Raw genomic sequence first — 10566 nt, 5'->3', positions numbered from 1 at the left:
GATTCAAGGAGCAAGTTCGTATGGCCACCACCGATACCGCGCTGGAAAACCTGCAGCAAGCCATCGTCAACGCCGCCAGTAGTGGCCCGTTCGCCCTCGATGCCGCCTTCCTGGAAGCGGGCCTGGCCGACCCGGACGTCGCGCCGCCCGAAAAATTCGACGCCATCATCGGCCAGGCATTCCAGATCGACGCGGCGCAGTTCCTGATCAGCTGCGCGGCAGCCGACGTGGGCGCCGTGAGCGACGGCGTGTTTACGGTCAGCAAGGCGAGCCTGCCCTTCATCGGCGGCCTGCTGCAAACTCCGGCTACGCTGGTGTTTTCCACGCAGCCTGCCGCCGCGCGCTCGTCGGCCGACGACGGGGATGACGGCGGGGATGACGCGGCCGTGCTGGTGGTGCAGGTGGCCGCCAGTCCCGCCGACTGGAACTGGGACAGCAGCTTTCCCTTCATGGGCGGCTGGCCGTTCAGCGAGTTGCCGCTGTCGGGCGCGCTGCTGGTGTTTTCCAGCGCCGACGGCGTCTATCCATGGGGCGGCGACAGCGCGCTGTCCGTCACGGGCGGCGCCAAGCAGAACCTCAGCGCCAGTGTGGCCCTGCCCGCCTTCGTGACGCCGTTTCTGGAACTGTTTTCCGACCTGGCGGCGCCGCCGGGCAAGCTGCAGATCGGCGGCTACCTGGACATGGCGCTGTACGACGGCAAGACGTTCGAATTGGGCGGCCTGATGCCCAGCGGCGTGCTGTCGGCCACGCTAAGCGAGCTCGACTGCACGTTCGCCGGCTACCTGCGCGTGGCGGCGCCCAGCCTGACCGTGACGATCCCGCCGCCCGTCGATGCGCCGCCGCCCGACGCCCTGCTGCTCGACGGCGGCATGCAGCTGCTGCTGCGCGGCGCCGGCGAAGCGGACGACGAGGAAGCGGCCGACGGCGACCAGGCCGCCACGCTGGCCTTGACGGCCACGCTCAGCGTGGAAGGCGCCGGCGCCGCCGACTACACGCTGTCGCTGCTGCTGCAACCATCGAACGCCGACGGCGACGGCAACTACGCGGTCAGCCTGGAAGCGGGCAGCGACGGGCCGCCCCTCAGTCCCGCCGCCGCCATCGGCCTGATCGGCGGCGGCGCCAGCTATTTCCGCGCCACCCCGGCCGTGCTGCAGGAGTTCCTGACGTCGTTCGGCCTCGGCGGCATGACCATCAGCGGCAGCATCCCGCCCAAGGCGGCGCCCACGGTGGACCAGGTCACGCTGCAGCTGCGCAGCGTGCGCGATCTCAGCTGGCAGCCCATCCCGGCGCCCACGCCCGCGCTGAGCTTTACCATCACCTCGTTCTTCCTCGACTGGACGGCTTACCAGCCGCTGGCGAGCAAGGCCAGCGGGAAGTCGCGCTATGAATACCTGTTCGGCACCACCTTCACCCTGTTACCCACGGTATTTCGCAACCTCGACGGCACGCCGGGCGGCGAATTCGACGTGCAGTTCAACTCGGCGCAGCTGTTCCAGGCCAGCTTTCCCGGCAAGGCCACGCTGTCGGACTTCCTGTCCGTCGTCTCGAACGGCCTCGTCAGCCTGCCCGACAGCATCCAGGCCGAGGTGTCGAATATCGCGCTGAGCATAGACGGCGCGGCCCAGTCCTTCGCGTTTTCCAGCGACTACGCCATCAGCCTGTCCTTCCTGACGGTGGGCGGCGCGCCCATCCTGAGCATTTCGGATGGCCAGATCAGCCTGTCGGGCATCAGCGCCACGGTGGCCGCGGACAAGCAGGAAGGCGCGCTGGCCCTTGTCGAGGCCGGCAAGGCGGGCGCCGGCACGGCCTGGGCCGGTTCCATTTCCGGCTTGCTGGGCGTGGGCGCCAGCCTGCAGGCGGCCGTCAGCGTGGCCTACACCAGCCAGGAAACGCCGCCCCGCTGGACCCTCTCCGCCTCGCTCGCGCAGGAACTCGACGTGGGCGAGATGATTAAGCAATTCTTTGCCGCCGGCGGCATCTATGATTTCCCGGTCTTCTTGCCGGGCAACCTGAAGATTTCCGCGTTCGCCATCGACGCAGTCATTCCCAGCGGCAAGCCCAGCACGGACCTGGCCACCAGCTACACGGTCGACACCACCTTTACCTGGCTGTTCTTGCTTGGCCAGCAACAGATCGGCTTGCAGAAAGCCACGCTCTCGGTGCAGTATGACGGCGCCAAGCCGGCCGCGCAGCAATTCTCGGGCAAGGCCGATGCCGTATGGATCTATACCGCCATCAATCTGAAACTGGGCTTCGGCTATGCGTTCCAGCCGACGGACAAGGGGCCGAACCACACGCTGTACGTGAGCTGGGAAGGCTTCACGGCAACCTATACCAGCGGCAACGAGATGCTCAGCTTCACCCTGGCGGGCTGGTCCCTGGGCAGCCTGATCCAGGCGCTCGTGCGCACGCTGGGCGATCCGTATTTCGTGCTGCCGTCGCCGTGGGACTTGCTGAACCAGGTCACGCTGGACGGCCTGTCCGTCAACGTGTCGCTGAAAACCGGCGAAAAGAACCGCCTCAGCGCCACCTACACGCTCAGTTCACCCCTCAACCTGGGCTTCATCGTCATCCGCAGCATCGTCTTCAAGCGCAATACGGACGGCAAGGTGACCCTGGCGCTGGACGCCACCGTGCCGCCATTGCTTAAAGGCAGCATGGGCGACTTGCTGGACCCGGACAAGGGACAGGACGTGGAAGAGATGCCCAGCGTGCCGGGCGCCGGTTCCAGCTATTTCAAGGTCTTCCTGCTGATGCTGGGCCAGCGCGTGGCCATCAACGGCGCGTCCGACTTCAGCTCGACCAAGGCCGTCATCGATGCGCTGGCGGGCGTGCCGCCCACCACGGGCAAGAACAATCCCGTCAACCCGGGCAGCGGCGTGCACGGCCAGCCGTATTACCAGCCGGACAGCAACTGGCTGATCGCCGCGCATTTCGGCGTGCTGCAGACGGCCGGCGTGTGGGCCGTCGACGTCCAGATCGTCTTCAACGATCCCAACCTGTACGGCTTGCGCCTGACCCTGGGCAGCCCCAAGATGGGCGGCCTGGCCGGCCTGGTGGTCGACATCCTGTACAAGAAAATCAGCGACGACGTGGGCCTGTTCCAGATCGACTTCACCTTCCCCGACAGCATCCGCAACCTGAACTTCGGCGCCGTCAGCGTGGTGCTGCCGATGATAGGCATCAAGATCTACACGAATGGCGATTTCCTGATCGACATCGGTTTTCCCTACAATATGGACTTTACGCGCTCGTTCAGCTTCAGCGCCATCGTCTACGGCGTGCCGGTGCTGGGCTCGGGCGGCGTGTATTTCGGCAAGCTGTCGGGCGCGACGGCGACGCAGGTGCCGAAAACCGATCTCGGGTATTTCAATCCCGTCATCGTCTTCGGCCTGGGCCTGCAGCTGGGCCTGGGCTACAACTTCGTCAAGGGGCCGCTGAAAGCCGGCTTCGCGCTGACCGTGTTCGGCATCATCGAAGGCGTGATCGCCACCTACCATCCGTACGACCGCAGCAACGCCGTCGCGCTGGCCAACGCGGGCGCGTCCGGCAGCGTCCAGGAAAGCAGCTACTTCAAGCTGACGGGCACGTTCGGCGTGATCGGCATGCTGTACGGCGAAGTGGACTTGAAGATCATCAGCGCTTCGCTGCTCGTCAATATCACCGTGTCGGTGCAGATCGGCTACGAATCCTACCGCGCCATCCCCCTGTCCGTGACGGCCTCGGTGCGCATCAGCCTGCGCGTCAAGATCGACCTGGGCATCTTCAGCTTCACCATTTCCGTGGGCTTTTCCGCCACCGTCAGCGCGCAATTCCGCATCGGCGACGACAGCCGCGCGCCGTGGGATGGCGGCGGCGCGCTGCGCCTGGACAGCCTGGCGCGCGGCCGCGCGCGCACCCTGCCGATGGAATTGCAGGCCGCCATGCTGCGCGCCGGGCCGCGCCGCCAGCCGCGACGCGTGCTGCGCACCGACGCCAAGCCGGTGCTGCAACTGGTGACGGCGCCGCAATTCACGGTGCTGGCGCCGCAGGGCGCCACGGCCAGCAGCGCGCAGCAAGGCGCGTTCGTCTGCCTGTTCGCCATGGATGCGCCGGACCCGGCCGCCGGCGGCGCGGGAACGGGCACGACCTCGTTCGACCTGCTGTGCAAGGCGTATTTCCCGTGGCTGCTCGACGCCATGCAGCCGGCGGTGCGGGCCGACGCCGAGGCGCTGGACCTGGCAGCCGCCGCGACCGCCAGCGTCACGCTGGCGCAGCTGGTGGCGGGCATCCAGGTGTTGGCCGACCCCGCCATGCAGCCATTCGGCATGGGCGACCTGCTGCACTTCCTCGCCGACAGCTTCATCGTGAACATCAGCGCGCCGGGAGCCAATATGGATGGCGCCACGCTCTTCCCGCTGTTCGACGGGCTGCGGCTGGACGTCCCCGACCCGCAAGGCGGCGCCGGTACGCAAGCGATCGACCTCGAGACCTACGCGACGGCGACGGAACAGTACCGCAGCACGGTGGCCGGCCTGCTGCGCCAGGTGGCCGCCAAGGTGGGCAAGGCGCCCGCCAAGCCCGCGCTGCTGGCGCAGGACGACACTGAGCCCGAATCGATGGCGGCCTTCATCTTCGTCGACGTCTTCAGCCTGATCGGCCGCGCGCTGCTGCAATCGGCCATCGATGCCTTCGACAATTACAGCTATGCGCTGCAGCCGGGCGACAGCATCGCCGGCATCGTCGCCGCCTTCAACCGGGCCGGCAACGCCATCGACGCGGACGACGTGTCGCTGCCGAATGCCGCGTATCCGCTGAACGGCGCGCTGCCGCTGCAGGTCGGCGGCCTGTCCGCCGTGATCCAGGCCGGCGATACGCTGGCGGCCATCGCCGCCCGCTACACGGATCCGGCCGGCGCCGGCGGGCGCTGGCACACCACCGCGGCCCAGCTCATCGGCGCGAATGCCGAGCCGCGCGCGCTGCGCACGGGCGTGACGCTGGTCTTCGACTTCGGCGCCGGCGCCGTCAGCCACGTCACAGCGCCCGGCGACAGCTTCGGCGCCATCGCCGCCGCGCTGGGCGTGCCGCTGGCCACCCTGGCGCAGCAGGCATCGCTGTATGCGCGCGCCGACCTGCTGCTGCCGACGGCCATCCTCGCCGTGCCGCCGCTGGCCTATGCATCCGTCGCCGGCGACACCCTGTCCGGCATCGCCAGCCGCTTCGCCGCCACGACGGCCGCGCTGGGGCGCGACAATGCCGGCGTCGCCAATCTGTTCGCCGCGGCCCCGGGCCGGCTGGCCATCGCCCACCTCGACGCCTTGCCGCTGGAGCAGCTGTGGAGCGGCGTGCAGGCGAGCGGCGCCGTGGCCCAGGCCGCCGGCCAGGTCGCGCGCTTCATCACCTATGGCTTGCGCCTGCCGGTGGCGGCGGGCCTGAGCCTGTCGCCATCCTTCCTGTATAGCAGGACGCAGACCGACTACGCGCTGTACCAGCTGACGGGCCAGCAATTCCCCACACCCGCCAGCGCCGCCGGCGGCTACCGCATCGGCCTGGGACGCAATGCCGTTTCGCATGGCGTCGCCCTCGATTTCATCACCTTCGCCGGCGCGCCCGGCACCAGCCTGCCCATCGACCTGGGCGCCGCGTACGGCTTGCTGTCGGGCGTGCTGGCGTATGCGCAGGCGGGCAACTTCGTGCCGTCGCCTGCGCTGCACATCCTGCCGCTGGCGTCCTTGCAGCCGCGGCAGTTCCCTGCGGCAGGCTACGCCGCCTGGATCACCGCCGACCTGGCGCGCCTGACGGCCGTGACGTCCGGCGCCGCGCCAGGCGCGCGCGCCGCCGCCAGCCAGGCCGCGCCTGCGCCGTATCTGTGGCAATTGCCCGACGCCATGCTGGCCAGCATCACCCAGCGCCAGGATACGCTGCAGACGCTGTACCCCCAGGCGCCATACGCGGACATACTGGCCCTGATGCCCGCCTATCGTCCCCGCATCGGCAACACGCCGCCCAACAGCAGCAGCACGGTGCTCCAGGACTTGAGCGGCTATGCCTATGCCACGCGCGTGGACTTCCAGATCACGCGCATGCCGGCCGCCACCGTGGCCACCAACGACGCCAGCGGCACCGCGCTGGCCAGCGCCGCCACCCTGGCCCACGTATACGAGCTGGTGGGACCGTCGGCCGCCGATGCCCAGCGCCTGGAATACTTGCTGAGCGGCATGGCCGCCGTGGGCGAAACCCTGGTGGCCGGCCTGTTCCTGCTGTACAGCGAAGGCGGAAGCGACCAGGTGGCGCTGACGGGCCAGGCCGATGCCGACTACCTGTGCTTTCTGACGCAAACCAATCTGTCCACGGAAAGCCATCCGCCGGCCAGCCGCATGCTGCTGGACGCGGCGGGAACGGTCTTGCCGCGCGGCATAGCCAACAGCCCCTCGCAATTCATCAAGCTGCTGTGGGAGCAATCGGTGGTGCGCGGCGGCGGCTACTATCTGTATTTCGAGGACATGGTGTCGGGCGCCGGCCTGCCCCCATCCGTCTTCGACGCCACGGGCACGGCCACGCTGACCCTGGTGGTGCCGCTGGCGCGCCAGGCGGCGGGCGCCGCCGACACCGTGCCGAACTTCGTCAACGCCCTGCTGACGACGCAAGCGATCGATCCGCAGCAGGACGTGCTGGTGTTCGAATCGCTGAGCAAGCCGGCCAAGAGCCAGCCTTTGGCCCTGGCCGCCACGCGCACCCTGAGCGCCGTGGCCGCCACGTACGGCATGGGCGTGGGACAGCTGGCGCGGCAAAACGCCGTGCGGCCGCTGCGCGCCGGCGCCAGCGTGCCCGTGGCCGGCATCCTGCACCAGCTGAACCTGCAAGACATGGCCGCGCCCGCGCAAGCGCTGGAGCAGCTGGCCGCGTACTACTCGGCCGGCGCCACCCCGCTGAGCGCGGTGCAGATCGCTGCCTACAATCCCGGCGTGACGGTGACGCTGGGCGCGACCATGCGCATTCCGCCGCTCGTCTACCGCGTGCCCGCCGCCTCTGGCGGTCCCGGCAATACCTTCGCCGCCCTGGCCGCCTACTACGGCTTGTCGGTGGACGCCCTGGCCCTGGGCGCGGCCGACACCGAAGGCCTGTACGACGATGGCGCCGTGCTCGACGTCGACAGCCTGGCCCTCGATGCGCAAGCGACATTGGCGCCGGGCAACCTGTCGTTCCAGCTCAAGCGTACCAATGACGGCGTGCCCGTGCTGCCGCCCAACCCCACGCCGCAGCAACAGCAGCAATATGCGCAGGCGACCCTGTCCGCGCTGTACAACACGCTGTCGGCCGGCCTGGGCCGCAACCCGTTTTTCCTGCCCAGTCCCTACAGCCTGCCTTTCGGACCGCAGGACCATGCGAACGACAGCGACGGCGGCGGCGATGGCGACGATGGCGAAGCCCACCGCCGGCGCTATGCGGCCGCGGCGCTGGCCGATTACGACTACCGCCAGGCGCTGGGCTACCTGGGCAACAACAGCCAGGGACGGCCGTTCGCCACGCTCAATGCGGCGCCGGCCAATCCGCCGGCCGGCCTGCCGCCCGCCGCCGACAATCCCTACCTGGGCGTGGGCGGCCATGCGTCGCTGGCCCTGCGCTGGCAAGACCTGTTCGGCAACACCACCGTCACGCCGTTCGAGGCGCCGCCGGCCGGCTACACGGGTGCGCTGGACCAGGCCCCCGCCCCGCTGCGCTACACGGATCGCCTGCTGGGCCTGTCCGCCTGGCCGAAAGTCCAGGCCAGCTACCTGTATGGCACGGATGGGGGCGGCGCGCCCGCGCTGCTGCTGACCTTGCGCATGGATGGCCTGGCCTACGCCACGCCAGCCGACGCGGCACAAGACTTGCCTTTCTATCAATGTCTGTACTTCCAGCTGCACCAGGACTATACGGGCCTGGGCGTGCCCGGACTGAGCGGAAATGCGGTGAGCATTTCCCTCAGCAACTCGCTCTTGGCCACGCCGCTGCAGCCGCTGGACGAGGCCCGGTCGCGGCAGGTGCGCGACTTCGCCGCCGCCTGCGCCATCTACTTGCAAGCCCTGGCCAACGGCGGCAGCGCCACGGCGCCCGCCGCCACGCTGTCGGTGCCGGTGCCGCTGGCGCAACTGGCCAGCGCCAACCGCATCGCGCTCGACGTGGCGCTGGTGCTGACGCGCCAGGCCATCCTGCTCGATCCCGCACTGGCGGCCCTGCCGGACGGCGCCAGCGTGGTCAGCGCCGTGTTGCCGCAGGCCGACACGAACGGCGGCGCGTCCAGCTTCACCACGTTTGCCAAGGCGCTCGAAGCGTGCCTGAAGACGCCGCAATGGTCGATGCGCGCGGGCGCGGGGCTGACGCGCATAGGCAGCGCCGGACAGCAGACGCAGCAGTTGTTCGCCGTGCGTTTCAGCGACACGCCGGGCCAGGGCATCCATTTCCGCCTGGGCCAGCAAGCCAGCTACTACGCGCCGTTGCCCGTCGCCAATTCGCTGGAAAGCCGCACGGTCAGCATCGACGCCTATCCGACCAATACGCCGCATGCGCTGACGCTCAATAGCGTCGACCTGAACCTGTGGCTGCAAAGCTGTCTCGACGCCATCGACAAGTTCCTCTCGGCCACCTATGCGCCGCCCGCCTACATCCTCGATCGCCTCAACGGCGTCGCCGATCCGCTGCAGAGCGGCCAGCTGGGCCTCGTACTCAAGGCGAAACAGACGCTGGCCGACGTCATCAGCGCCACGGTTAGCCCTGTGCTCAGCAGCAGCGCCGCGGACGAAGCCACGCGCGTCAGCGCGGCCGCCACCATGCGGCAGCAACTGCTGACCACCCTGGGGCCGGCCTTTGCCGCCGGCGCCGTGGTGGTGTACGGCGTCGACCAGGTCACGGGCGCGGACGACGAAGACGAGGGCGCGCCGCCAGCGCTGTACGGCCAGCCCGCCGGCGCAGGCACAGCCGACGGCGCGGCCGGCGACGGCAACCAGAACTACACCTTGTTCCCGACCCGGCTGCCTTTGCTAGGCACGGCCGCGCTGGACCAGAGCCGGCTGTCATTCAACTTCATCTCGAAGAACGTCGAAGGCCAGGCCTATGTGCCGCTGGACTTGCGCTATCAGATCACGCACATGGAATTCGACCAGCGCCCCGTGCCCGGCATCGAAAACTACCTGCAAAGCCAGTGGCTGCTGTTCATCACGGGTCCGTTCGAGGTACCGCTGGGCAATGGCACGCAATATATCCCCGTGCTGAACCGCGCCCTGCCCGTGCCGCCCACGGTCAACCGGCAGACCGCCACCGCGTCCGCCGCGCCGCAGGGCGGCCGCATGCGCCTGGCCGCCGGTGGCTTGCAGCCGGCCCAGCTGGCCCAGTGGGATTACGGCTTCAGCTACACCTATCGCCAGGCGGCGCAGGATGCCGTGCACGTCAGCGTCGTGCTCAACGTGCCGTCGCAGGTTGCCAGACTGTCCGCGGCGACCGGTCCCGACCTGTTCACGGCGCTGGCCGCCTTCGTCAGCAACTATCCGCTCATCTCGGCTGACCTCGACGCCTTCCTCGCCCCCCTCGATGGCAAGCAGGATACGCCCGATAGTGTCGCCAAGGCAACACTGGCCACCACCGCCTTCCAGCAGCTGGTGACCCAGGTGGCAACCAGCTATGGCCAGCATTTCGGCACGGCGCGGCTGGCGGCGGCGCAAGGCGAGACCAGCGTGGCCGTGGAATTCGACGCGCGCCTGGAAGACCATGGCGGCGACGCCTGGTATGCGCTGCTCAATGTCACCGTTGGCGGCGCGCCCGCCACCTACGACCCGCTGTCCGGCACCCTGAGCAACGGTATCGTCAGCGTGCCCGTGCCCGTGCTCGACATCGATGCGCTGCAGTACCGGGCCACGCCGGCCACGCCCACGCCGCCCGATGCGCTGCTGGCCTACCGCTACGCGGCCATCGCCGCCGACGCGCCCGACCTGTCGTTTGCCGCCGCGCTGGCCAATACCGGCCGCGAGGTGCGCATGCCGGGGCTGAACGTGATGGTGTACAAGAACGCCCAGGCTTCGCTGTACGTGCAGCGCAACCGCTACCTGTGCCCGCCCAGCCAGACGCAGGTGTCGACCATGCACGCCTTCCTGTACCAGACGCCGGTCGTCAAGTTCAGCGACCCCATCCTGCCACGCCTGAGCTGGCAAGGCTATGATTTGCGGCAAGTCGCACCGGTGGGCGGCAGCGACGTGGCGGCCTATATGCGAGGCTTCTTCAACGCCCTCTTCACGGGCGCCTCGGGCAGCGTGCGCATCGCCATGGATGGCAGCTATTCCTACAGCGTGATGCCGGCCGTGGCGGGCTTTCCCCGCACTTCGCTGCCGGTCAGCCTGCTGCCGGCCGTGCTCGCGCCCATCGATGCGGCCCAGCCTCCCGCCGCGCCCATGGCGCTGGTGGCCCAGGTGCAGCAATGGTATGACGCGCAGCAGCCGACCACGGATGGTGGCGCCGCCATGGATTTCCGCCTGAACTTCTTTACGGACGGCGCGCCCGAGCAACTGTTGCTGTCGCTCGAAGACGTGCGCTGGGTGGTGCGGCCCTGACGCGGCG

1 protein-coding gene is annotated in these 10566 nt (G+C 68.9%); it reads left to right on the top strand.

Annotation, left to right across the window (positions count from 1 at the left end; translation table 11 throughout):
- Positions 1-20 precede the first annotated feature (20 nt).
- Positions 21-10559, top strand: a complete 10539-nt coding sequence (locus O3300_RS02595; RefSeq protein WP_305051919.1) for a LysM peptidoglycan-binding domain-containing protein — start codon at positions 21-23, stop codon at positions 10557-10559.
- The last annotated feature ends 7 nt before the right edge of the window (positions 10560-10566 follow it).

Source organism: Janthinobacterium sp. SUN206, assembly GCF_030587305.1.
Taxonomy (GTDB): domain Bacteria; phylum Pseudomonadota; class Gammaproteobacteria; order Burkholderiales; family Burkholderiaceae_D; genus Janthinobacterium; species Janthinobacterium kumbetense.
This window is presented reverse-complemented; position numbering and strand designations above follow the sequence as displayed.